We start from the raw sequence: 22,489 nt of genomic DNA on the forward strand, positions 1-22,489 counted from the left end.
GTGAGCAAAACGGAGCGTCCTCGCCCCGGTTGCCACCGGACGGCCTTGTGAGCCATGTTTCCGTGTGAGATGGCGCGCTATATAGCGCCATTTCGGCCAGAAGCAAGGAAATAAGGGCCGTTCAGAGGCGGTTTTCGCCTGCGAGAGGCCCTTTCCCTGGAGACCGGGCCGCTCGCTAGCGCCCGACTAGCATCTGGGCTGGTTCGGCGGGCACTTCTTGGCCGCCGGCGGCGGAGGTGCGGGACGCGGCGGAGGCGGCGCGGCCGGGCGCGGTGGGGGTGGTGGCGCAACGGCCATACGCGGCGGCGGCGGGGGTGCCGGTCGGGCCACCGGCGGCGGTGGAGCGGGCCGCGCCATGGGCGGAGGCGCCGGCCGCGCGACGGCAACCGGAGGAGCCGGGCGTGGCGGCGGAGGTGCGGCCATCCTCGGTGGGGGCGCCGACACATGCGGCGGGGGTGGTGGCGTGGGCCGCGCCACGGCCTGCGGCCGCGGCGGCGGTGCAGCCGGCCTGGCCGCCTGCGGCGGGGCCGCAGATGGCAGGTGCTGCGGCCTGATCGGCTCACGTGCCGCCGAAGGCGGCGGCGCGATCGGCCTCCCGGCCGCGGCCGGAGGTGTCGCCGGCGCGCCTGCAGCGGCGGGCGGCGAGCCAGCAGGCTCACGGGTCGCAGACTTGGCGCGATCCGCAGGCCCGGTGCCGGGTGGCGTCTGTGCCACCGGCGGCCTGGGGGGCTGGCCGGGCACAGCAGTCGGGTTGGTCACGGCGGGCGCAGCGGTTGCCGGCGCGGCAGCCGTTGGCGCATTGGAATGAGCAGGCAGTGTTGTGCCGGGACCGGCCGTTGTGCCGGGAGCAGCTGTGGTCGGCGCCCCCGGACGAGCCGGCGGTGTCGCACCGGGTGCGGTCGCCGTCGGCGGCACGGGCCCTCCGCCCGGCAGAGCCCCTGCCCCCGCTGGCGGTGGCGGCGGGCCGCCATGGGCACCAGGAACTGGCAGCGTGTTGGCCTGGGGCAGCCTGGTCTGCGGAGCAAGCGTCGGCGCCGTCTGCGGCGCAGCCGTTGGCGCTGCGGTCGGCGCGACTGCCGTGGTCGGCGTCACCGGAGGCGCGCCGGGCCTCGCCGTCGGCTGGATCGTCGCGCTTGGCGGCATCGGCGCCTTGCCCTGCTGGATCAGCGCGGCGCGCTGCACGACCGCCTGCGGAACGGCAGGCCCGGCTGGGTTGGCACGGCCGGCAATCGCTGGCGCCAGATTACCCGGTCCAGCCCCTGCCCCCGCAGCCGGTGCTGGTGCCGGCAGGCGGTTGATCACGGTGTTGATCACCGTCGTATTATGGATGTTCTGGTAGATGATGTTGTTCGGCGGCGGCGCGACATAGACCGGCGGCCTGACGAACACCGGGATCGGCACGAACACCGGCTGCGGCAGCACGAACAGGCCGACCACGGGCAGCGGCGGCGGCAACACGACGAAATCCGGCGGCGGCGGCGGCAGATAATAGACCGGAGGCGGCGGTGGCGGCGCGAAGCCGAAATCGGGATCGCTGAAATACAGCACCGGACGGTCGACATAGACCACCTCCTCCGGCGGCGGTGGCGGCACGTCGTAGTCGATCATCGCAAAGCTCGGCGGCGGCTCGGCCGGCGCCGTGAGGATCGCGAGGCGCCGGCGCGCGTCCGCCGCATGCGGCCCGCGCGGATAGCGGCGCAGATACGACCAATAGGCTTCCGGCGTGTCGTTCCGGTAAGTGCGTCGCCAGGTGATCGCTTCGCGGCGCGCCGCGACGATCGCCATCACGCGCTTCGCCAAGGGATCACCGGGATAGGCGGCGAGAAACTCCTCATAGGCCGGCAGCGTGTCGCGCTCGAGCGCGGCGGCATAGGCATCCCGCACGCCGAGGTCGCGGATCGGTTTGCTCCGGATCGCGGCGACCTGGTCGGGCGCGGCCTCCGGCGGCGGCGCGTCAGGCCCGCGCTCGAAGAACGAGAACGGCGCCGAGATCTTCTGCTCGTTCCAGGGTACCTGCGCGCCCTTGGAGGCCTCGTTGACGCGCAGGCGAACGCGGTCGAACACCTCAGGCAGCGGCAGGCCGCCGGTCCGGATCATCTCGGCCAGCGACTGGGCGTAGATGCCGTAGGGCCCCGGCTCCTCCGGCGCGACCGTGCCGGGCGCGGCGTTGAACGCGATCAGCATGTTCGGCTCGGGCTCGACCAGCGCCAGACCGCTCGCGATCGGCTGGCCGCCCTCGATGAAGGGCTGCGCGCGGGCCGCATCGAGCACGACGATGTTGGCCTTGAGTGGGATCGAGGCGAGCTGGCGCACATAGTCGCTGATCCGCAAGGCCTCGGTCGGAACGTCGGTGTCGCGGGTAATGTTGGAATCGACCGGGATGAAATAGTTCTCGCCGGCAAGCTGCACGCCGTAGCCGCCGAGATAGATCATCGCGACCGTGCCCGGCCCCGAGGCCTGGGCCTTCTGGATGAAGTCGCGAAAACTCTTGCGCAGCGTGTCGCCGTCGAGATCTCGGGCACCGACGACGTCGAAGCCGGCCGCCTGCAGCGTCTGCGCGATCAGGCCGGCGTCGTTCGCAGTCGTTGCCAGCGGCGACTTGGCATAGGCGCCGTTGCCAACCACGAGCGCGATGCGCTTCTCCTGCTGCTGCGCGTTCGCTGCTCCCGGCGTGCCAGCGGCAAGGGCCACGATCGGCAGGAGTAGGCAAATGAAGACTCGGAACGTCCCACGCATGGCTTGCTTGCCCGCTACTGTAGTTGAGGTGCCACCACGCATGAGGCGCGCAGCCGGCTGAACGGCGGTTGAACGAAAAGCTCGGATTGAGGCAGTGGCGTGGCCACGCCGCTGCTGGCGTCAGCTTCAGGTCAGCCTCACCTTACTCCACAGCTTGCAGCTCGGCGAGCTTCGTTCGCGCGGTCGCCTCGTCCAGCGCAATGAGTTCGGCCGGCCCGGGATTCGCCTCTCCTGCCGTCGCGATGGAAACGGCTGCAAGCCCGACCAGGCCGCCGAGGACCGCGCCGCCCGTCGCGGCATCGTGCCTGGGGCTGCTCTTGATGAGATAGAAATGCGTCCGGCCGGCTTCCATCACGATCTCGCGCTTGGTGTCGCCCGGAAACATCAGCTCCGTCACCAGCAATTCATGGCGACCCGCGGGACGATCGGCATAGGCATATTTCCCGGCGACGATTTTGCCGAGCGCCGCACCGTCGAGCTTCACCTCGCAGGCGCAGATCGCCATGCTGAGGCCATTCCTCTTGTCCTGGAGCAGGACGACGCGCGAGTGCCCGGCGCGCGGAGGCCCTACCTTTCTTGACACAGAGGCAAAGTCGGTCCCGACCTGATCGCTGACACAGCCCACCAGCATCACACCAACGGCCAACAACAACGCGCCCCGTCGCAGCATCGCACACCCCAGTCCATTCCCCGGGATTCATGCTAGCTGGAATCAGCGACAGGTTGCAACAACGCCCGGCAACCATCGCGTGGATGGCGCGGGCCGGGCGTCGGAGCTGCTGCACACGACGCCCGATGCTCCAAACGCCGGGCTTTAACCCTGGGCAATCAACTCGACGGTCCCTGTACGCAACCGATAGATACCGCCGACCACCTTGAGCTTGCCCTGTTCGACCGCTGCGTTGAGAAGCGGGGCGGCCGATTTCAGCTTGGCAACGTTGTCGATGACGTTCTGGCGAATAGCGTTGTCGAGCGCGTTTCCGCTCTGCTGGGCTGCCGTCTTCACCGAAGGTGCGATCGCGGCGACCAGCGTCGGGATGTGTCCCGGCAGCGGCTTGTCGTCCTTCAGCGACTTGATGGTCGCATCGACCGCGCCGCAATTGTCGTGGCCGAGCACCAGGATCAGGGGCGTGCCCAGCACGGCGACGGTGTATTCCATGCTCGCAACCGTCTCGTCGCCGGCAAAGTTTCCGGCAACGCGGCACACGAACAGATCGCCGCGTCCGCTGTCGAACGCATATTCGGGCGCGATGCGCGAATCGGCGCAGCTCAAGACGGCGGCGTAGGGATTCTGACCGCCGACCAGCGCTTCGCGCTCATGCGTGAAGTCGTGGCGGCGCGACACACCCGACACATAGCGCGAATTGCCCTCCATCAGCCGCTTGAGCGCCGCATCGGGCGAAAGCACGTTCTGGGGTTTGGGCGGCGCCTTCGCCTCCTTGGCTAATGCGGTCCCGCCAAACGCCGCCACTCCGAGTGCCGAAGCGGCAAGAAGCATCATCGAGCGCCGGGAGGGGGCAACCGATTGATGCAGATTTTCAGAGCATTTGTCGCACATGGCTGTTGTTCTTCCTGGCTTCGCCGATCGAGATTCTCGGAACAACAACTAATAGCTGCGTGCGAGCGACTTCGAAACCGGGCGGGAGCCAAATAGTTAAGCTTTGGTTTGCGGGGGCGCCGGCAATGTCAGAGCTGCTGCACGTCCACCACGCCCGCGACCGCCTTGATCGCGCCGGCAATCTGCGGCGAGACCTTGAAACGGCCGGGCAGCTTCATCTCCACCTCGGTCTCGAGGTCGAGCATCATCACCAGCGAGACCTCGCCGTCGCCATTGGAGCGCGGCGCGATACCGGGACTGCCGACCTTCGGCGCGGCGCCGTTCGAGGCGGCCATGTCGGGACCGGCCAAGCGCTTGGCGATCGATTCCAGCGGCTTGGTGTCGCGCAGGAAGATGCGCAGGCCCTTCTGCGTCTTGGCGGCGGCGTCATCCAGCGGCTCGGCATGCAGCACGCGGGCGCGAACGTCCTCGCCCTGCAGCTCGGCGCCGAGCTGCAGCAGCACGGCAGCGCCCGGCTCCAGCACGTCGCGATATTGCGCGAGACCTTCGGAGAACAGCACCGCCTCGAAGTGGCCCGTGGGATCAGAGAGCCCCATGATGCCCATCTTGTTGCCGGTCTTGGTGCGCCGCTCCATGCGCGAGACCACGGTGGCCGCGACCTTGCCGGCAGTGGCACCGGTCTTCACCGCGCGCGAGAATTCGGCCCATGACTGCACCCGCAGCCGCTTCAGCACGGTGGCGTAATCGTCGAGCGGATGGCCCGACAGGAAGAAACCGACGGCGTCGTATTCGCGGCGGAGCTTTTCGGCCGGCAGCCAGGGCTCGATCTGCGGCAGCATGATGGTCGGCGCATCCGCCGACATGCCGAACATGTCGTTCTGGCCGATGGTCTCGGCCTGATGCGCGCGCTGGCAGGCGGCCAGGATCGAGTCCGCGCCGGCGAAGACGCGGGCGCGGTTCGGCTCCAGCGTGTCGAACGCGCCGGCGGCGGCGAGACTTTCGATGATGCGCTTGTTGATCGCGCGCGGATTGACCCGCGCGGCGAAGTCGGCGAGCGAGGTAAACAGCCCGCGCTTGGTGCGCTCCTCGATGATCTGCTCGATCGCCTGGATACCGACGCCCTTCAGCGCTGCGAGCGCATAGTAGATGACCTTGTCGCCGACCTCGAAGGTCGCGCCGGAGCGGTTGATGTTCGGCGGCTCGACCTTGATGCCGAGGCGCTGCGCCTCGGAGCGGAATTCGGAGAGCTTGTCGGTGTTGTTGAGATCGAGCGTCATCGACGCCGCGATGAACTCCACCGGATAATGCGCCTTCATGTAGGCGGTGTGATAGGACACCAGCGCATAGGCCGCCGCGTGGCTCTTGTTGAAGCCGTAGTCGGCGAACTTCGCCAGGAGCTCGAAGATGGTCTCGGCCTGCCCCTTCGGCACGCCGTTCTTCACCGCGCCCGCAACGAAGATGTCGCGCTGCTTGTCCATCTCGGCGCGGATCTTCTTGCCCATGGCGCGGCGCAAGAGGTCAGCGTCGCCGAGCGAATAGCCCGACATCACCTGCGCGATCTGCATCACCTGTTCCTGGTAGATGATGACGCCGAAGGTCTCCTTCAGGATCGGCTCCAGCACGGGATGCAGATATTCCGGCTCCTCGTCGCCGTGCTTGCGCGCGCAATAGGTCGGGATGTTCGCCATCGGACCCGGGCGATACAGCGCCACCAGCGCGATGATGTCTTCGAAACGGTCGGGGCGCATGTCGACGAGCGCGCGCCGCATGCCCTGGCTTTCAACCTGGAACACGCCGACCACCTCGCCGCGCGCCAGCATCTGGTAGCTCTCGGCGTCGTCGATCGGCAGCGTCGCGAGATCGACGTCGATGTTGCGCGGCTTGAGCAGCTTGCAGGCGACATCGAGCACAGTCAGCGTCTTCAGGCCGAGGAAGTCGAATTTGACGAGGCCCGCCGGCTCGACCCATTTCATGTTGAACTGGGTCACCGGCATGTCGGATTTGGGATCGCGGTAGAGCGGCACGAGCTCGCTCAAGGGGCGATCGCCGATCACGATGCCGGCGGCATGGGTCGAGGCGTGGCGGGTGAGGCCTTCGAGGCGCTGGGCGATGTCGAAGGCGCGCGCCACGATCGGATCTTCGTCGCGGAACGCCTGGAGTTTTGGCTCGCTTTCGATTGCGGCCGCGAGCGTGACGGGCGCGGCCGGATTCTGCGGCACCAGCTTGGTCAGCTTGTCGACCTGGCCATAGGGCATCTGCAGCACGCGGCCGACGTCGCGCAGCACGCCGCGCGCCTGCAGCGTTCCGAAGGTGATGATCTGCGCGACCTGGTCGCGGCCGTAGCGCTCCTGGACGTACCTGATCACCTCGCCGCGGCGGTCCTGGCAGAAGTCGATGTCGAAGTCCGGCATCGAGACGCGTTCGGGATTGAGGAAGCGCTCGAACAGCAGGCCGAACTTGATCGGGTCGAGATCGGTGATGGTCAGCGCCCACGCCACCAGCGAGCCTGCGCCGGAACCGCGGCCCGGCCCGACCGGAATGCCCTGGCTCTTCGCCCATTTGATGAAGTCGGACACGATCAGGAAGTAGCCCGCGTATTTCATGCGCATGATGACGTCGAGCTCGAACGCCAGGCGCTTGCTGTAATCCTCGTCCGTCGTGCCCTGCGACAGGCCGTGGACCCGCAGGCGATTGGCGAGCCCCTCCTCCGCCTGGCGCTTCAGCTCCGCGGCCTCGACTGCGGCGGCATCCGAGCTCGACGCGGCGCCGACGGTGAAGAACGGCAGGATCGGCTTGCGCGTCATCGGGCGGAACGAGCAGCGCTCGGCGATCTCCACCGTCGAGGCCAGCGCCTCCGGAATGTCGGCGAACAGCACCGCCATCTCGGCGCGGGTCTTGAAGCGATGATCCGGCGTCAGCTGCTCGCGCTCGGTCTCGGCGATCAGCCGCCCGCCGGCAATGCACAGCAGCGCGTCATGCGCTTCGTAATCGTCGGTCGCGGCGAAATACGGCTCGTTGGTCGCGACCAGCGGCAGTCCCTTGGCGTAGGCGATGTCGATCAGGCCGCTTTCGACGCGCCGCTCCTTCTCGGTGTTGTGGCGTTGCAATTCGATGTAGAGGCGGTCGCCGAACAGGCCGGCCAGACGCTCGCAGCGCAGGGCGGCGAGCTCGGCATGACCGCCGGCAAGCGCCAGCGAGATCGGCCCGTCGGGTCCGCCCGTCAGCGCGATCAGCCCTTCGGTCTCGCCCTCGAACCAGTCGAGCTTGACGAACGGCGCGTGGCTATCCGGCGATTCGAGGAAGGCGCGCGAGTTGAGCCGCATCAGGCTGCGATAGCCGCGCTCCTGCGCGGCCAGCAGCACCACGCGCGACGGCCCCATCGCGTTGCGCGCATTCGGATCCTGGTCGCCGAAATCGATCGCCAGCTCGCAGCCGACGATCGGCTGGATGCCGGAGCCCGCCATCTTGTCGGAAAACTCCAGCGCACCGAACAGATTGTCGGTGTCAGTCAGCGCCAGCGCCGGCTGGTGGTCCTTCTTGGCAAGCTCGGCGAGCTTGGCGATCTTGATCGAGCCCTTGAGCAGCGAATAGGCCGAGTGAACGTGAAGGTGGACAAATCCGGCGCTCGGCATGGTCGCGTGACGGCCTCTTGCAGATGGAATGGAGCGGTCGCCGGCTCCTCAAGGCATCATGCACTCGCCATCTGCCTTCGTTTGCCGACTCGCCTCGCAATGGTGAGGTGTCGCAGCTTCAGAGTCCACGCCGGAGCGGCCAATTGGCCGCGTCGTCCCGCTTTTCCCCAAGGGGGCACCGGTCGGGAGAGCATCGGTTTACAAAACCGCTGCCCCTAGAGCTGCGGTATGACCTGCGCCCAGATCGCGATCATCCCGACGAACAGCGTGATCGACGCCAGTGCGGCGGCCTCTTCCACGAAAACCCTGAACATGGCTTGCTCCCTTGTTGGAACGTATGAAGAACATTGTTCTCATTTCGTTCTCAAGAGTCAAGCGTGGCGGACGACCTCCAAAGGCAATGGTTAACTCGCTGAATTCACGCAATAAAAAAGCCCCGGCCTAAGCCGGGGCTTTTCGAGGACCGCTCGATGACGCGCGATCAGGCTCAGTAACGGCCGAGGATCGGGCCGCCGAACTTGTAGTTCAGGCGGACGAGACCCATGTCGACGTCCTGCTTGACGCGCTCGACAGCGCCGCTGGCAAAGGTGATGTCGTGGTCGCCGAGGAAGATGTGGTTGTACTCGACGCCGACCGTCCAGTTCGGAGCAAAGCCATACTCCAGGCCCGCGCCAACCGTGGCACCCCAGCGGGTCTCGTCAGCCCGGTCGAGGTTTGCACCCGTGACAGTGCTGTAGACGTCGTACTTGTTGCTGACGACAGCCGCACCGCCCTTTGCGTAGAGCAGGACGTTGTTCCAGGCGTAGCCAACCTGGCCGGTGATCAGACCGAACGAGTCGACGCGCGTACGATTCCGGAATCCGGTGATGCCGCTGATGTTGTCACCCGAGAAGTCGGCCCAGTTGCCCTGGCCTTCGAGGCCGAACACGAACTGGCCGGACTGCCAGCGGTAACCGACCTGACCACCGACCGTGCCGCCGGTCGAGTTGTGCGAGCCTTCCGCACCGAAGTTAACCAGGTTCCACGACGTGTCCGCCGAACCGCCGCCGCCGTTGACGCCGATATAGAAGCCGCTCCAGTCATAGACCGCGGCGATCGCCGCCGGCGGTGCCTTGGTGTACGGCCGAGCTGCGAGGTCAGCAGCCAGCGCCGGCGCAGTCGCGCTCAGCGCGACAAGGCTCACAGCGGCAAGCAACAAATTCTTCTTCATTTGAGTCCCGTTCCAGTTTCGTCGTTAGGCCCCCTGGCCGCAGCGTGGTCATAACAGTGATCGACGGAATTGCTGTAACCTCGACGCAACAGTTCGCTCCAAAGGCCCGCGCTTCATTAATGAAGATTTATCAGCGCGTTCTGGAAACCCTTTGAAATAAGTGTTTTCTGTAGTTCCATTGTCGGCGACACGAGATAAATTGCATGCGCGCGTAACAACGTCGCGCGCACATTCGCGTGATGGAGAATTGAAGATGCGCAGACGAATTGTCCTCCCCATTGTCGCCACACTTTCGCTCGCACTCGCCACATTCGCATTCGTGTCGAGCGCATCAACACCCGCGCGCGCGTTCGGCACGCATCATCCATTCTGCCTCACCGGCGATGAATGGCCGGGCCTGAGCAATTGCAGGTTCGACACCTATGCGCAGTGTCAGGCGAGCGCATCGGGACGCGCGCTGACCTGCATCGCCAATCCGTATTTCGTCGGACAGAGCGACGACCCCTACGCCTATCAGAATCGTCCGCGCGCGCAGACGCAGGGCTATTCACCGGGCTACTTCCTGCCGCGCTGAGATGCGCTGCGCCCGCCTCGCACTGGCCGTGATCGGCCTGCTTCTCGCGGGCGGATCTGCATGCGCGCAGACCTATGATCCGAGCTATCCCGTGTGCATGCAGATCTACGGCCAGGTCGGCTATTTCGACTGCCGCTACGGCTCGCTCGAGCAGTGCCGATATCTCGCCGTCGGGCGTTCGGCGACATGCGTGATGAACCCGTATTTTCCGCTGAAGAAACCAACGCGCCCTCGCCGCTCGAGCCCGCCGCCTCGCCCCGGATCCTAACCGTTCAGTTTCCGGCGGAGATAGGGCGGCGTAGGCGTGCGGCGATCGGCTCAGCTCTGCCAGGGCGTGCTGCGGATGCGCGTGCACGCATTCGGCTTGCGGAAGCTGGGATCGTGATCCTCGATGTAGTCGAAATTGACCGTCCCGAACGTCGTCTGCGGCTTCTTCAGCGCCGAGCAGGTCTGCACCTTCAGGAACTCGTTCTTGAAGTCACCGCGCGGAAACGCCGAGATCACCTGGCCGCGCTGCTCCGGCGTGTAGTCGTCATACCCAATGCCGACGACGTCCACCAGGACACCCGCGTTGGTGAGCGCGATTTCCGGCCGCATGAATTGCGGAATGCCGGGCGTGGTGTGCAGCGCGATTGCCTCCCACACCAGATCGGCTTGCGGCTCGGCGATGCCGCGCGCCCGCAAGAACTCACGCGCAGCGTCGGCTCCGTCAACCTCAAATCGCTTTGTCTGCGTGTGGTAATGGTCGACGAGGCCGAGATCGTGAAACAACGCCGCGACATAGAGAAGTTCGGGATCGAATTTCAGCTGCTGACGCAGCCCCTTCATGGCGCCGAAGACGTAGACCCGGACGGAATGGTTGAAAAGCATGTCGTCTTCGTAGCTGCGCACCAGTTCAGCCGCCTCGCGCGCCAGCTTGCTGTCGGGGATTTTGACGCCGGAAATCACACTCATCATCTTCAAGCTCCTGCTTTGCGTTTCGGCTGATGCCGCGCGATCCGTCAGGCCGCCTTCTCGAGCGCGGCCTGCGGAGTATTTCGGAAGCTGATCGACATGCGATTGTACGCATTCATCAGGCTGATTGCGATCGTAAGATCGACAAGCTCGCGCTCGCTGAAGACCTTGCGGGCGGCTTGATAGGCCTCATCGGGCACGTTGGTCTCGGCGACGCGGGTGACAGTCTCGGCCCAGGCGAGAGCCGCGCGCTCGCGGTCGTCGAAGAGATCGCCGCCCTCGGCCCAAGCCTGCAGCAGCGCGAGCTTTTCGACCTTCACACCGCTCTTCAGCAGATCCCGCGTGTGCATGTCGAGGCAGTAGGCGCAGTTGTTGATCTGCGAGATGCGCAGGTAAGTGAGGGTCACCAGCGTCGCGGGAAGCCCGCTCTGCATCACGTAGCCATAGACGCCGCCCAGTGCCTTCGCGCCTGCCGGCGCAATGTGGTTGTAGTTGAGACGTTCACTCATCCGCTTTCTCCTTGATCATCGAGGAAGCCCCTCTTTCCTCCCTCAGATGCCCCTGTCGTGGTCTATAAAAAAGAACCAAGAACGCGAGAAAATCGTGTACCAAGGATCATGACCAGATCGCTGCGGTTGAAGCTCGACCGGTCGGCGAAGACGCCGCTGGCGGAGCAAATCCACAGGGGGATCAGGGCCGCCATCGAGCGCGGCGTACTCGCCCCGGGCGCGCGCCTGCCCTCATGGCAGGATTTGGCGGCCCAGCTTGGCGTCGCGCGCGGCACCGTACGCTCAGCCTATGAAAAGCTCTCATCGGCCCAACTGATCATCGCGGCCCGCGCGACAGGCACGCACGTCGCCGACCGACCGTCCATTCCCGTGCGGCGGGACAAGGCGCCGGACCCCGGCTCGTTCATGGAGATGTACCAGGAGCTCACGGCGGGGCCGGCGATCTTCCAGATGGGCGTGCCTTCGCAGGAGACCTTTCCTGCGACGCTGCTCGCGCGAATGCGCGCACGGGCAATTCGCGTCGAGATGAGCGCACCTGCGATCTACCCCGATCCGCGCGGCGAGCTGGACTTGCGCCGCGAGATCGCGGCCTATCTTGCGCTGGCGCGCGGGATCGAATGCGCACCGTCCCAGATCATCATCTCCAGCGGCTTCAGCGGCGGCCTCGGCCTGGCGCTCCGTGTCCTCGACCTCGGGCAAAGGAAGAAAGTCTGGATGGAGGATCCCGGCTTTCCCTTCACCCGGCACGGCCTCGAACTTGCGGGATTGTCGATCGTGCCAATCAAGGTTGACGCAGATGGGATCGATGTCGACGACGGCCTGCAACAAGCGCCCGACGCCGCGCTGGTTGTCGTGACACCGGGGCAGCAGGCGCCGCTCGGATCCACGCTGTCACTGGCACGTCGATCGCGCCTGCTCGACTGGGCAACCCAAAACAACGCGTGGGTGATCGAGGATGACTATCTCAGCGAACTTCAGCTCAAGGGCCGGGCCACGCCGGCGCTCGCCTCGCTCGATCGCGCCGGCCGCGTCATTCACATTGGCTCCTTCAGCAAGACCGTAACGCCTGCCCTACGGCTTGGCTTTGTCGTTGCACCAGCCGCTCTGGCGTCGCGATTTGCCGAGACTGCGGCGTGCCTCGCGCCGGCACCCGGACCAGCGGTGCAGCTCGCCACGGCAGACTTCATCCGCGAAGGCCATTATCTGCGGCATCTGCGGCGCACCAAGCGCGCCTACACCGCGCAAGGCGATGCATTGCTGAAGCAGCTTCGAACGCGCACCACGAACGTTGCGATTGCAGGACTGGCCGCGGTCCTGCGCTTGCCGGACGGAGCGCCTGATCTCGCCATCGCCAGGCAAGCTGCATCGTTCGGACTGGCGCCCACGCCGCTCTCGCTCTGGTATGCCTCGAAGGCTTCGGCGCGTCCGGGACTGTTGCTGGGCGTCGCGACGTCTCCACTCAAAAGGATCGACGCGTCCTGCGACCGGCTCCTTCAGATCATCGACCGTCTGACATGATCCGACTCCGACCTCGGCGGCCTTAACCCGCCCTCGTCACGATCAAAGGTCCGTTGCGGGTGGCGACAACCGTGTGCTCGTATTGAACGGTCGGCGCCTCGGGGCTGCTGTAGAGCGTCCATGGGTCGTCGCCATTCTCCGCCCATTCGGCACCCATGGAGAGGAACGGCTCGACGGTGAACACGAGGCCATCCTTCATGATGCGGCGTTCGGAGCGGTCGGGCCAGGTTGCGATCTCCGTCGGCTCCTCATGGAGCGACAGGCCGACGCCGTGACTGGCCAGATTCCTGACCAGGCTGTAGCCGTTCTTTCGCGCAAATGTCCCGATCGCCTGGCCGATCCCGGCAATCGGCCTGCCGGCGCCAACCTGTTGCAGGCCGGTCCACATCGCCCGCCGGCCGTCCCGGCAAAGACGTTCGATCGCGCGGTTTACGGGGGGAACGGCGAACGAGGCTCCCGTATCGGCAAAGAAGCCGTTCTTCTCGGCTGACACGTCGATGTTCACGAGGTCGCCGCGCGCGATCCGCCGTTCGCCCGGAATGCCGTGAGCGATCTCCTCGTTCACGCTGATGCAGGTCGCCCCGGGAAAATCATAGGCCAGCTCCGGCGCCGAACGCGCGCCAGCGGCCTCCAGCAACTTTCGTCCGATTTGGTCGAGCTCGGAGGTGCTCATGCCCGGCTCAATCGCCTTCCCCATCGCCTCCAGCACATTGGCGACGATGCGACCGATCTCTTTCAGGCGCGTCAGGTCGTTGTCATCGGAGATTGTCATGTCAGGGCTCTTGTCCGGGAGGCCCGGACATAGCCCCTGCAAGGTCGGCTTGCAAACGCAGCAGGTACGCCAGAATCGTTCGCGCAGCCGCGTCAGCGTTCCGCCAACGCGGGATCGCAAGTCCTGCCAGACCTACATGAAGCCCGGATTGCGCGGAAGGTAACTAACCCAATCTCCGAACTGTCGATTGGACATCAGCAGCATCGGGAACGTCAGATGCATGCCGTAGTCGGTCGCCACCTTGAGCGCCGGCTCGCTCGAACCCGGCAGGAAGGCCGAGATGGTTGCAACATCGCTCCGCGCCGCCAACGAAAGCGCAGCCGCAAAGGCGGGGCCAACCAGATCCGGCCGGCGGACCGCGAGCGGGCCAATGTGTCCATCTGAAATATAGACATACCCGATTGACTCACGGCCGGCGTGAATGGTGAACCCGTTCGTCGTGCTGTCGCCGAGGAGATATCGATGATGCTTCGCTCTGGAGACGCCGAGAGCGCTGACATCGATCGGCACCAGGTCCTCGAACCGGGCCGTCGCGGCGGCAAGAGGTTCAAGACGCAGCGGCGGCTCGGCCAACCGTGACGCCAGGCGTTCACGAGGCACGCTGACCATGTAGATCAGACAGCGCGGGAATAGTCCGTGACGGATGTAGAGGCCCTGCGACACGTTGTTGAAGGCGAAGGTGATCAACGCTTTGACGGATGCTCCGCGCGTTACCGCGTGAGCGAATGACTTGCCGAGCAATTGATTGCCAATGCCGTCGCTCTGGCGATCAGGCGCCACGAACAGCTGCGCCAAGAACCAAAGCTCGCCACATACCCAACTCCACGCGAAGCCGACAATGTCTCCATCGTCCTCCGCAACCCATAGACCTTCGGGATCATCCGCAAGCGAGAAGGCTTGAAAATGCTGCGGGCGAGAGGAAGCCATCTTGCCGAACCCCCGCCGTTCCGTGAGTTCGTTGATGCTGGCGACCACGAGCTCGTCGGCTCTCGCCAAATCGTCGCTACAAGCGGGTCGGCACACGACAGCCATTCTCGAATTCTCCCGAAGACGGCCATGAGAGCGACGAAATCCTCAACCGGCAATCAGGCCAGGGGCCGGATGTTCTGGTTCATCCGGAAGAAGTTCGTCGGGTCGTATTTCGCCTTGATCCGCTGCAGGCGCCGGTAGTTCGGTCCATAGGCGGCCGCGACAGGATCGCCCGTCTCGTCATCGTCGAGATAATTGACATAGCGGCCGGAGGCGAAGAAAGGTCGCATCCTTTCGTAGGTGTCGCGCGCCCAGGACATGCAGCGGCTGGTATCGCTGGCCTGCATCCACTGCGCGAGAATCAGGAAATTATAGCCCTCCTGCCGATGCGGGAATGCCGTATCCCCAGCATCGACGCGGGCCGCCGCGCCGTGGACGTGTTCGACCAGGAACTGCCCCATGGGAGTCGGGCAGCGCGCGAAGCATTCGATCATGGTCGCAATCGCGCCATCACTGAGCTCCGCGAGGAAGTTCGATTTCCAATAGTTGAAGGCGCCTTTCGGATAGTTGGCGTCGAGCATGCGGTTGAGGTCGCAATAGGGAATCGGCCCGACTGCATCCAGGATCGGAGTCCCGAACTGTTTCAGCGGCCGCACCGCTCGTTCGGCATCCGCCAGCGGTCCGCAGTGACTGGTGACCAGGACCGCGACCTCCGTGCCGGAGCCGTCCGGCGCATGCGTCAGGGATGCAAACAGCATGTGCTCGTCCGCGAGCGACCGCGTGCTGGTCCGGAAGAATTCGAGCACCTCACGGGAGCGTTCGATGGGATGGACGATCGGACCGCCGGTCATGATCGGTCCGACCGGATGAAGATCGTATTCGAGACTGGTGGCGATCCCGAAGTTTCCGCCGCCGCCGCGGAGGGCCCAGAACAGATCGGGCTCCTCCTGCCTGCTGGCGCGCAAAACCTTGCCATCGGCGGTGACGAGTTCGACGGCTCGCAGATTATCCAGTGCCAGACCGTACTTGCCCATCAGCCAGCCCAGTCCTCCGCCGAGGGTCAGGCCGGCAATCCCGGTGGTCGAGACCACGCCGCCGGTGACCGCAAGTCCGTGAAGTTGCGTTTCGCGATTGACCTCGCCCCAGGTGGCCCCGCCCTGCGCCCAAACGGTCTTGCCGACCGGGTCGACCCGGACACCCTTCATGGGCGAGAGGTCAATCATGATCCCCCCGTCGATGGTCGCGCGTCCTGCCACATTGTGGCCGCCGCCGCGAACGGCGACTTCGAGGCCGAGCTTGGTCGCAAGAGCGACGGCGTCGACGACGTCGGCCACGCTGCGGCACCTGGCGATCAATGCCGGCCGCTTGTCGACCAGCCCGTTATGGACCTTTCGCGCTTCGTCATAGCCCTCGTCCGCCGGTTTGAGCAGTTGCCCTCCAAAGGAGGTGCCAAGATCGGCGGCAGCGCTTGCGACAGATGCGATGGACGACATGACCTGATCTCCTCAGCTTGACCCGCCATATCCTCGACCGCGCACTATCTCCGCGCAAATCCGAAGAATTCAGGTGACGATGAATTAGTTTCACCTAGACTGGGCGGGCATGCACAAGCTCCCGCCCCTGATCGAGCTTCGCGCTTTTGAAGCCGCCGCCCGCCATCTGAGCTTCAAGAAGGCAGCGGCAGAACTCGGCGTGACGCCAACGGCGATCAGCCACCAGATCGGATTGCTCGAGCTTTATTGCGGTCGCGCTCTGTTCCGCCGCAGACCAAGGCCGCTCTCGTTGACCGATGCCGGAGCGCGGCTTTTCCCCGCCATACGCGGCGGGCTCGAGGTGTTTGCCGCGGCCATTGCGAGCGTCAAGCAGGAAGGCGCCCAACAGCCTCTCCGGGTGACGACAACCAACGCATTCGCCAGCCGCTGGCTCGTGCCCCGCCTGCCCCTGTGGCGCAAGTTGCATCCCGACGTGCCGCTGGAGGTCATCGGCACCGACACGGTGCTCGATCTGCAGGCCGGAGACGGCGACGTCGCCATTCGCTACGCGACCAGCCGAGTACGGCCGACAGACGGCATCGTCGAAGATCTCTTCACCGATACATTCTGGGCCGTCTGCAGTCCGCGCCTGCTTGCAACGGGGCGCCTGAAGCGACCGGTCGACCTCGCAAATCACGTCCTGATCCACTCTTACTGGTCGCCGGCCGATCGTGAGCCGCCCACCTGGCAGCGATGGCTCTCCGCGGCTCAGCGCAGATGGCGTGCTGTGCCCCCGTTCAAGGACATGCAGCATCTGAGTTTCCGCGAGGAATTGCACGCCATCGAGGCGGTGATCGCGGGACAAGGAATCGGAGTGTTCAGTGATGTGCTCACGGCACACGACCTCGCCGCCGGTACGCTCGTGAAGGCGTTCAAGTTGAGCTTGCCTGGCTACGGCTTCCATGTGGTCAGCAAGGCAGGCCATCCGCGCGAGAGAACCATCCGCGCCTTTTCGGAATGGTTACGGTCAAATCCTTGATCCGCGTCCCTGTGCCGTTCGAGATGTCCACTCCGGATCCCGGCGAAAAAAACGTGGACCGCCATGCCACCGCAAGTTGTGATCACGCCGATCGTCGTATAGCGTCAGTCACGGTCCCTCACCATACGTAGTCGATCGCTCCATGCTCGCCCGAATATTGCTTCTGCTGGCCTTGCTGTCGCTTCCCGGCGCATTGCGTGCCGAAGGGACCCCGGCCGAGAAACCCGGCTTTGCCTCCAGGCTGACGATCTATCTCGCCAAAGGCGCGCCTGACGCGTGCGGGCCGGGCTGCGACCGCTGGATCGCGATCGAAGGCCAGATCGATCAGGACGCAGCGTCCCGCATTCGCCGCTTCCTCGCCGGCGTCAAGGACCTGCAGCGCCCGATCTACCTCCATTCGCCCGGTGGAAACGTTGAGCAGTCCTATGTCATCGCCCGGCTGCTGCGCAGCCGCAAGGCGATCGCCCGGGTTGGCCGGACGATCGCGACGGCGTGCGCCGCGGGCACGCAGATCGACGCCGCATGCCTGAAGATCAAGAACGCGACCGGCGAGGTCGAGGCCGAACTCACCACCTATCATGCGATGTGCAACTCGGCCTGCGGCTACCTGTTTCTCGGAGCGACCTCTCGCGAGGTTGCGCCCGATGCCGCGCTGGCGGTCCATAACTCCAGGCTGATTCTCCGGTTTCGAGGCGATCCGCCTCCGGAAGTGGTCGCCGAAGCGCGGCGGCGGCGGATCGCCGGCGCCGACCGCGACCGCGCCGCGTTCATTGCGGCGATGGGAATCAGCCGCGAGCTCGATGCGCTGATCAGCACTGTGAAGTTCGAAAGCCTGCACGTGCTGACGCGGCCCGAGCTCTACCGGTTCGGGATCGACACGCGACCGTTGGCCGAGACGATGTGGCGGCTGGAAAAGGGAGCGCGACCGTTCATCAGCAAGATCGCCGCGGTGAAGAAGGAGAGCGACGCCTCGTTCCGGACCATGGAATGGCGCCTGTATTGCGAAAACAAGAAGCGCGTGCCGCTGATGTTCGCGGGTGAGATCGACGCATCGGCCGCCGGCAAGAAAACGATCCTGATCGCGGCCAGCGCCGACATGAGCAAGCAAGCCGGAGGGCCTCCGGTGCGGTTCGGGAAGTACGAGGTCTGGAACGGCGCCGTCGACCCCGACATGGTCAAGGCGGTACTGGCCTCGCACTCCCTGCAGGTCCGGGAAACCACGCCGGAACCAGAGGGACGGGCTGACGTCACGAGCTTCAACATCGACACGACCGGTTTGGCCTCGGTGTGGACGCAGCTCGGGACGTCGTGCACCTCGGTGGCGACGGGCCCGGCAAAACCCTGGCCGGCGAATTCTCTGCAGCCGACACCCTGGACGGACAGTCCATGGACAGCAGGCGGTACCCTGCCGAACGCCAGCGCAACGCCCGCGGCCACGCAGTCGCCGTAGCGCGCAGGCTTGCAAAGCAGTCTTCAAGAGCTGGAGCCTGCCCCTCCCTCAGTTCTCGACCGGCGTGTAGATCACCAGCTTCAGTGCGGGATCGTCGTTGGCCTGGAAGCTGGTGTGCTCGAACCGGAGTACACCCCTGGTCGGATGGTTCATGGTCTTGAGACCCGCGGCGGTGTTGCGGATGTCGTGGGCTTCCCACCATTTGACGAATTCCGGACTGCCCTGGCGCAGCCGCGTCAGCAGCTCCGTGAAAGCGGGATCGCCGGCCCAGACGTCGTGATTGGCGCGGAACATCGCGACCATGCTCCTGGCGACGTCGGTCCAGCTCGCGCCGTAGAATTTTCGCGTCTGCTTGTTGGTCATCACCAGCAGCAGCGTATTGCGATCCTGCTCGGGCAACTGACCGAAGGCAAAGACCTCCTCGGCCGCCGCGTTCCAGGCCAGCACATCCCAGCGGCGCCCGGTGATATAGGCAGGCTGAGACAGGCTCTCGATCATCCGCCGAATGGGCGGCGGCACGATCTCGCGCGTGAACGTCCCCCTGGCGCCGTCGCGCGCCAGCGCCTTCAGATGCGCGTGCTCGGTCTTGCTGAGGCGCAGCGCGCGGGCCAGCGCGTCGACGGTGGTGACCGAAGGGCTGACGGTGCGGCCCTGCTCGAGGCGGATGTACCAGTCGACGCCGATGCCGGCGAGCTGCGCGACCTCCTCGCGGCGTAGCCCCGCGGTGCGCCGGCGCCCGCCGATCGGAAGCCCGACGGTCTTCGGCGATAGCTTTTCGCGGCGAGACCTCAGGAAGTCGCCGAATTCAACGCGGCGCGGATCGGCCATGATGTCGCTCCCCCATGGAGGGTCTTTGGAATACTAGGATAATACCAGGCCTTCTTGGCCCGTCCAAGGCGGCGCATATGGGTTTCACCGCGACTTTGAGGTGAACATCCATGAAAGCAGCCGTACTCAAATCCTTTGGATCGCCGCTGGTGATCGAGCATGTCCCGGAGCCAATCATCGGAACCGGTGAGGTTGTCGTCGACGTCGTCGCCACGCGCGTGCTGTCCTACATGAACGAGGTATTTGACGGGACGCGCAATTACGCGCTCGATCTGCCTGTTATCCCCGGTCCCGGCGGCATCGGCCGGGTGCGCGCGATCGGCCCGGATGCCACCAAGCTCAGCGTCGGCGACTGGGTGTTTTGCGACCCGACGGTGCGCTCGCGCGATGATGTCGTAGCGCCCGATATCGCCCTGCAAGGGCTCACCGCCGCCGGCCCCGGCGGCATGCGCCTGCAACAGCATTTTCGCCACGGCTCCTTTGCCGAGCAGATGCGCTTGCCGACCGAGAATGTGAAGCGGCTCGGCGCGATCGCGCCGGAGGAAGCGACGCAATGGTGCGCGCTGGGCACGCTGCTGGTGCCTTACGGAGGCTTTCTCGCCGCCAACCTGCGACCAGGCGAGACCGTGCTGGTGAGCGGGGCCACCGGCAACTTCGGCAGCGCCGCCGTTTCGGTCGCGCTCGCGATGGGCGCAGCCGGCGTGGTCGCGCCCGGCCGCAACGAGAAAATCCTCGCCGACCTCGGCCGCCGCTTCGGCAACCGCGTGAGGCCGGTCAAGCTTACGGGCAATGAAGATCACGACCGCGAGGCGATGAAGCGCGCAGCGCCCGGCCCGATCGATTGCGTGTTCGACATCATGCCGCCCTCGGTGAGCACGGAGGTCGTGCGCGCGGCGATCATGACGGTGCGCCCCTATGGGCGCGTCGCGCTGATGGGCGGCGTCGGCATGGCCGGCGGCGCGGGCCTTGAGCTGCCCTATCCCTGGATCATGCGCAACTGCATCAGCATCCACGGCGTCTGGATGTACCCGCGCGATGCCGCGAGCCGTCTGATCGCGCTGGTGCGTGCGGGGCAGCTCAGGCTGGAGGAATATGAGACGACGGCCTTCGGTCTCGACCAGGCCAACGAGGCGGTGGCGTACGCCGCGGCCAATGGCGGGCCGTTCAAGATGACGGTGATCAGGCCTTGAGTCTCAGGGTGCGACGAAATGGCGATTTTTTCGCAAGCCCCGCCAAGCACTTGGCTACTGTGCATGGGGTTGTTTTCGCGTTTTTTACTCGAGCTCGACCACCTGGCCGTTCGACAGCGACACCCGCCGGTCCATGCGGCCGGCGAGCTCCATGTTGTGGGTCGCGATCAGCATCGAGACCTTGGTCGCCTTCACCAGCTGCATCAGGGCCTGGAACACGTGATCTGCGGTGTGCGGGTCGAGGTTGCCGGTCGGCTCGTCCGCAAACAGCACCCGCGGCGCGTTGGCAACCGCGCGCGCGATCGCGACGCGCTGCTGCTCGCCGCCGGACAGCTCGGCCGGGCGATGGGTGATGCGGTCGCCGAGGCCGAGATAGCCCAAAATCTCCTTGGCGCGCTTGACGCTCTCGGACTTTTTGAGGCCGCGGATCATCTGCGGCATCATGACGTTCTCGAGCGCCGAGAACTCCGGCAATAGCCGGTGCGACTGGTAGACGAAGCCGATATCGGTGCGGCGAAGCTGGGTGCGCTCGATGTCGGGCAGCTGCGAGGTCGGCGCGCCCGAGACATAGACCTCGCCGGAATCGGGCGCTTCCAATAGCCCCGCGATGTGCAGCAGCGTCGATTTGCCCGAGCCCGACGGCGCCACCAGCGCCACCGACTGTCCGGCCCACAGCGCGAGCTTGGCGCCATCGAGGATCGTCAGCGGCACCTCGCCCTGCAAGTACTGCCGCTTTATCTCGTGGAGATAAATGACCGGAACGTCTTCCGCCCCCTGCTGCTGCTCCATCAACCCCTCACTCGTACCGCAGCGCTTCGACGGGATCGAGGCGCGCGGCGCGCCACGACGGATACAGCGTCGCCAGGAACGACAGCGTCAGCGCCATGATGACGACGGCCGTGGTCTCGCCGACGTCGATCTCGGCGGGCAGTTTCGACAGGAAATAGAGCTCTGGCGAGAACAGCTCGGTGCTGGTCAGCCATGACAGGAATTGCCGGATGGATTCGATGTTGAGGCAGATCACGAGGCCGACGACAAAGCCGACCAGCGTGCCGACCACGCCGATCGAGGCGCCCGTGATCAGGAAGATGCGCATGATCGAGCCTTGCGAGGCCCCCATCGTGCGCAGGATCGCGATGTCGCTGCCCTTGTCCTTCACCAGCATGATCAGGCCGGAGACGATGTTGAGCGCTGCGACCAGCACGATCATGGTCAGGATCAGGAACATCACGTTGCGCTCGACCTGGAGCGCGTTGAAGAAGGTCGAATTGCGTTGCCGCCAATCCACCAGGAACACCGGCCTGCCCGCAGCCTCGGTCACGGCCTGACGGAAGGCGACGATCTGATCGGGATTGGTGGTGAACACCTCGATCGAGGTGACGTCGTTGCTGCGGTTGAAATAGGCCTGCGCTTCCGCGAGCGGCATGAACACGAAGCCGAGATCGTACTCGGACATGCCGATCTCGAACACGGCGACGATCTTGTACGGCTTGATGCGCGGCGTCGTGCCCATGGGCGTCACCGCGCCTTTCGGCGCCACCAGCGTGATGCTGTCGCCGGCATGCAGCGACAGCTGGTCGGCGAGGCGCCGGCCGATCGCGACGCCCTGCCCGTCGTCAAAGCCCTCGAGCGAGCCCTGCTTGATGTTCTTGGCGATCGAGGTGAGGTTGTTGAGGTCGTCGGAGCGGATGCCGCGCACCAGCACGCCCGAGGCGTTCCAGGGCGAGGACGCCAGCGCCTGGCCGTCGACCACGGGCGCTGCAAGCCGGATGCCTTTGACCTGGCTGAGGCGGTCGGCGACGTCCTTCCAGTCGGTCAGCGGCGATTCCAGCGGCTGGACCAGGATGTGCCCGTTCAGCCCCAGGATCTTGTCGAGCAGCTCTTTGCGGAAGCCGTTCATCACGGCCATGACGATGATCAGCGTCGCCACACCCAGCATGATGCCGAGAAAGGAGAACCCGGCGATGACCGAGATGAATCCCTCCTTGCGGCGCGCCCGCAAATAGCGCGCCGACAGCATCCACTCGAATGGCGCAAAAGGCGCGGTTTGCACGGTTTCGGTCATGGTCTCATCCATC

General features: G+C 65.4%; 19 protein-coding genes. 6 read left to right on the forward strand and 13 right to left on the reverse strand.

Features of this window, described 5'->3' with window-relative positions; genetic code table 11:
- Positions 1 to 186: 186 nt before the first annotated feature.
- From GGD67_RS33415 to GGD67_RS33435, 5 genes are all read right to left on the reverse strand, one after another.
- Entirely contained in the window at positions 187 to 2,736 is a 2,550-nt protein-coding gene (locus GGD67_RS33415; RefSeq protein WP_179738742.1) for a caspase domain-containing protein, read from the reverse strand.
- Positions 2,737 to 2,878: 142 nt separating this feature from the next.
- On the reverse strand, positions 2,879 to 3,241 hold the full coding sequence (locus tag GGD67_RS33420) for a DUF2846 domain-containing protein (protein ID WP_026202316.1): 363 nt from the start codon (positions 3,239 to 3,241) through the stop codon (positions 2,879 to 2,881).
- A gap of 309 nt (positions 3,242 to 3,550) precedes the next feature.
- Entirely contained in the window at positions 3,551 to 4,294 is a 744-nt protein-coding gene (locus GGD67_RS33425) for a carbonic anhydrase (RefSeq protein ID WP_092257205.1), read from the reverse strand.
- Between the two features lie 128 nt (positions 4,295 to 4,422).
- On the reverse strand, positions 4,423 to 7,926 hold the full coding sequence (gene dnaE, locus GGD67_RS33430) for a DNA polymerase III subunit alpha (protein ID WP_179738746.1): 3,504 nt from the start codon (positions 7,924 to 7,926) through the stop codon (positions 4,423 to 4,425).
- Positions 7,927 to 8,413: 487 nt separating this feature from the next.
- A complete protein-coding gene (locus tag GGD67_RS33435; protein WP_018320197.1) occupies positions 8,414 to 9,136 on the reverse strand; it encodes an outer membrane protein in 723 nt (240 codons plus the stop codon).
- Between the two features lie 253 nt (positions 9,137 to 9,389).
- Here GGD67_RS33435 and GGD67_RS33440 point away from each other — a divergent pair, with 253 nt between their 5' ends.
- Together GGD67_RS33440 and GGD67_RS33445 are read left to right on the forward strand one after the other, a co-directional pair.
- Positions 9,390 to 9,710, forward strand: a complete 321-nt coding sequence (locus GGD67_RS33440; protein ID WP_018320196.1) for a DUF3551 domain-containing protein — start codon at positions 9,390 to 9,392, stop codon at positions 9,708 to 9,710.
- A gap of 1 nt (position 9,711) precedes the next feature.
- On the forward strand, positions 9,712 to 9,978 hold the full coding sequence (locus GGD67_RS33445; RefSeq protein ID WP_018320195.1) for a DUF3551 domain-containing protein: 267 nt from the start codon (positions 9,712 to 9,714) through the stop codon (positions 9,976 to 9,978).
- Positions 9,979 to 10,028: 50 nt separating this feature from the next.
- On the opposite strand, the gene GGD67_RS33450 is transcribed toward GGD67_RS33445, so the two are convergent.
- Together GGD67_RS33450 and GGD67_RS33455 are read right to left on the reverse strand one after the other, a co-directional pair.
- Entirely contained in the window at positions 10,029 to 10,667 is a 639-nt protein-coding gene (locus GGD67_RS33450) for an HD domain-containing protein (RefSeq protein WP_026202315.1), read from the reverse strand.
- Between the two features lie 44 nt (positions 10,668 to 10,711).
- Positions 10,712 to 11,173 carry a carboxymuconolactone decarboxylase family protein gene (locus GGD67_RS33455; RefSeq protein WP_018320193.1) on the reverse strand — a complete coding sequence of 154 codons (462 nt, stop codon included), beginning with the start codon at positions 11,171 to 11,173 and terminating at the stop codon, positions 10,712 to 10,714.
- 108 nt (positions 11,174 to 11,281) lie between these two features.
- Here GGD67_RS33455 and GGD67_RS33460 point away from each other — a divergent pair, with 108 nt between their 5' ends.
- Positions 11,282 to 12,691, forward strand: coding sequence for a PLP-dependent aminotransferase family protein (locus GGD67_RS33460; protein WP_179738747.1), 1,410 nt, complete (start codon positions 11,282 to 11,284; stop codon positions 12,689 to 12,691).
- A gap of 22 nt (positions 12,692 to 12,713) precedes the next feature.
- On the opposite strand, the gene map is transcribed toward GGD67_RS33460, so the two are convergent.
- The 3 genes from map to GGD67_RS33475 form a co-directional block, all read right to left on the reverse strand.
- Positions 12,714 to 13,463, reverse strand: coding sequence for a type I methionyl aminopeptidase (gene map / locus GGD67_RS33465; RefSeq protein ID WP_092257216.1), 750 nt, complete (start codon positions 13,461 to 13,463; stop codon positions 12,714 to 12,716).
- Between the two features lie 132 nt (positions 13,464 to 13,595).
- The gene (locus GGD67_RS33470; RefSeq protein ID WP_179738748.1) at positions 13,596 to 14,495 is read right to left on the reverse strand and encodes a GNAT family N-acetyltransferase; all 900 of its coding nucleotides are present in this window, start codon (positions 14,493 to 14,495) and stop codon (positions 13,596 to 13,598) included.
- Positions 14,496 to 14,548: 53 nt separating this feature from the next.
- A complete protein-coding gene (locus GGD67_RS33475; protein WP_179738749.1) occupies positions 14,549 to 15,925 on the reverse strand; it encodes an FAD-binding oxidoreductase in 1,377 nt (458 codons plus the stop codon).
- A 109-nt stretch (positions 15,926 to 16,034) separates the two neighbouring features.
- Between GGD67_RS33475 and GGD67_RS33480 the strand changes: the two genes are divergently transcribed.
- On the forward strand, positions 16,035 to 16,943 hold the full coding sequence (locus GGD67_RS33480; protein ID WP_179738751.1) for a LysR substrate-binding domain-containing protein: 909 nt from the start codon (positions 16,035 to 16,037) through the stop codon (positions 16,941 to 16,943).
- Positions 16,944 to 17,085: 142 nt separating this feature from the next.
- Positions 17,086 to 18,393 carry a hypothetical protein gene (locus tag GGD67_RS33485; RefSeq protein WP_179738753.1) on the forward strand — a complete coding sequence of 436 codons (1,308 nt, stop codon included), beginning with the start codon at positions 17,086 to 17,088 and terminating at the stop codon, positions 18,391 to 18,393.
- A gap of 48 nt (positions 18,394 to 18,441) precedes the next feature.
- Here GGD67_RS33485 and GGD67_RS33490 read toward each other — a convergent pair whose 3' ends face one another.
- On the reverse strand, positions 18,442 to 19,221 hold the full coding sequence (locus GGD67_RS33490; RefSeq protein ID WP_179738755.1) for a helix-turn-helix transcriptional regulator: 780 nt from the start codon (positions 19,219 to 19,221) through the stop codon (positions 18,442 to 18,444).
- A 110-nt stretch (positions 19,222 to 19,331) separates the two neighbouring features.
- On the opposite strand from GGD67_RS33490, the gene GGD67_RS33495 reads away from it, so the two are divergent.
- Positions 19,332 to 20,411, forward strand: a complete 1,080-nt coding sequence (locus GGD67_RS33495) for a zinc-binding alcohol dehydrogenase family protein (protein ID WP_179738757.1) — start codon at positions 19,332 to 19,334, stop codon at positions 20,409 to 20,411.
- A gap of 84 nt (positions 20,412 to 20,495) precedes the next feature.
- Here GGD67_RS33495 and GGD67_RS33500 read toward each other — a convergent pair whose 3' ends face one another.
- Together GGD67_RS33500 and GGD67_RS33505 are read right to left on the reverse strand one after the other, a co-directional pair.
- The gene (locus GGD67_RS33500; RefSeq protein ID WP_018320184.1) at positions 20,496 to 21,200 is read right to left on the reverse strand and encodes an ABC transporter ATP-binding protein; all 705 of its coding nucleotides are present in this window, start codon (positions 21,198 to 21,200) and stop codon (positions 20,496 to 20,498) included.
- A 7-nt stretch (positions 21,201 to 21,207) separates the two neighbouring features.
- A complete protein-coding gene (locus GGD67_RS33505; protein ID WP_018320183.1) occupies positions 21,208 to 22,488 on the reverse strand; it encodes a lipoprotein-releasing ABC transporter permease subunit in 1,281 nt (426 codons plus the stop codon).
- Between the last annotated feature and the right edge of the window lies 1 nt (position 22,489).

Origin of the sequence: Bradyrhizobium sp. IAR9, from assembly GCF_013408065.1 — a bacterium.
Taxonomy (GTDB): Bacteria; Pseudomonadota; Alphaproteobacteria; order Rhizobiales; family Xanthobacteraceae; genus Bradyrhizobium.

Bases quoted from the DNA above. Each gene is read 5' to 3' on its own strand.
- GGD67_RS33415 (WP_179738742.1), bottom strand. From the start codon at position 2,736: ATGCGTGGGACGTTCCGAGTCTTCATTTGCCTACTCCTGCCGATCGTG.
- GGD67_RS33420 (WP_026202316.1), bottom strand. From the start codon at position 3,241: ATGGCGATCTGCGCCTGCGAGGTGAAGCTCGACGGTGCGGCGCTCGGC.
- GGD67_RS33425 (WP_092257205.1), bottom strand. From the start codon at position 4,294: ATGTGCGACAAATGCTCTGAAAATCTGCATCAATCGGTTGCCCCCTCC.
- dnaE (WP_179738746.1), bottom strand. From the start codon at position 7,926: ATGCCGAGCGCCGGATTTGTCCACCTTCACGTTCACTCGGCCTATTCG.
- GGD67_RS33435 (WP_018320197.1), bottom strand. From the start codon at position 9,136: ATGAAGAAGAATTTGTTGCTTGCCGCTGTGAGCCTTGTCGCGCTGAGC.
- GGD67_RS33440 (WP_018320196.1), top strand. From the start codon at position 9,390: ATGCGCAGACGAATTGTCCTCCCCATTGTCGCCACACTTTCGCTCGCA.
- GGD67_RS33445 (WP_018320195.1), top strand. From the start codon at position 9,712: ATGCGCTGCGCCCGCCTCGCACTGGCCGTGATCGGCCTGCTTCTCGCG.
- GGD67_RS33450 (WP_026202315.1), bottom strand. From the start codon at position 10,667: ATGATGAGTGTGATTTCCGGCGTCAAAATCCCCGACAGCAAGCTGGCG.
- GGD67_RS33455 (WP_018320193.1), bottom strand. From the start codon at position 11,173: ATGAGTGAACGTCTCAACTACAACCACATTGCGCCGGCAGGCGCGAAG.
- GGD67_RS33460 (WP_179738747.1), top strand. From the start codon at position 11,282: ATGACCAGATCGCTGCGGTTGAAGCTCGACCGGTCGGCGAAGACGCCG.
- map (WP_092257216.1), bottom strand. From the start codon at position 13,463: ATGACAATCTCCGATGACAACGACCTGACGCGCCTGAAAGAGATCGGT.
- GGD67_RS33470 (WP_179738748.1), bottom strand. From the start codon at position 14,495: ATGGCTGTCGTGTGCCGACCCGCTTGTAGCGACGATTTGGCGAGAGCC.
- GGD67_RS33475 (WP_179738749.1), bottom strand. From the start codon at position 15,925: ATGTCGTCCATCGCATCTGTCGCAAGCGCTGCCGCCGATCTTGGCACC.
- GGD67_RS33480 (WP_179738751.1), top strand. From the start codon at position 16,035: ATGCACAAGCTCCCGCCCCTGATCGAGCTTCGCGCTTTTGAAGCCGCC.
- GGD67_RS33485 (WP_179738753.1), top strand. From the start codon at position 17,086: ATGCTCGCCCGAATATTGCTTCTGCTGGCCTTGCTGTCGCTTCCCGGC.
- GGD67_RS33490 (WP_179738755.1), bottom strand. From the start codon at position 19,221: ATGGCCGATCCGCGCCGCGTTGAATTCGGCGACTTCCTGAGGTCTCGC.
- GGD67_RS33495 (WP_179738757.1), top strand. From the start codon at position 19,332: ATGAAAGCAGCCGTACTCAAATCCTTTGGATCGCCGCTGGTGATCGAG.
- GGD67_RS33500 (WP_018320184.1), bottom strand. From the start codon at position 21,200: ATGGAGCAGCAGCAGGGGGCGGAAGACGTTCCGGTCATTTATCTCCAC.
- GGD67_RS33505 (WP_018320183.1), bottom strand. From the start codon at position 22,488: ATGGATGAGACCATGACCGAAACCGTGCAAACCGCGCCTTTTGCGCCA.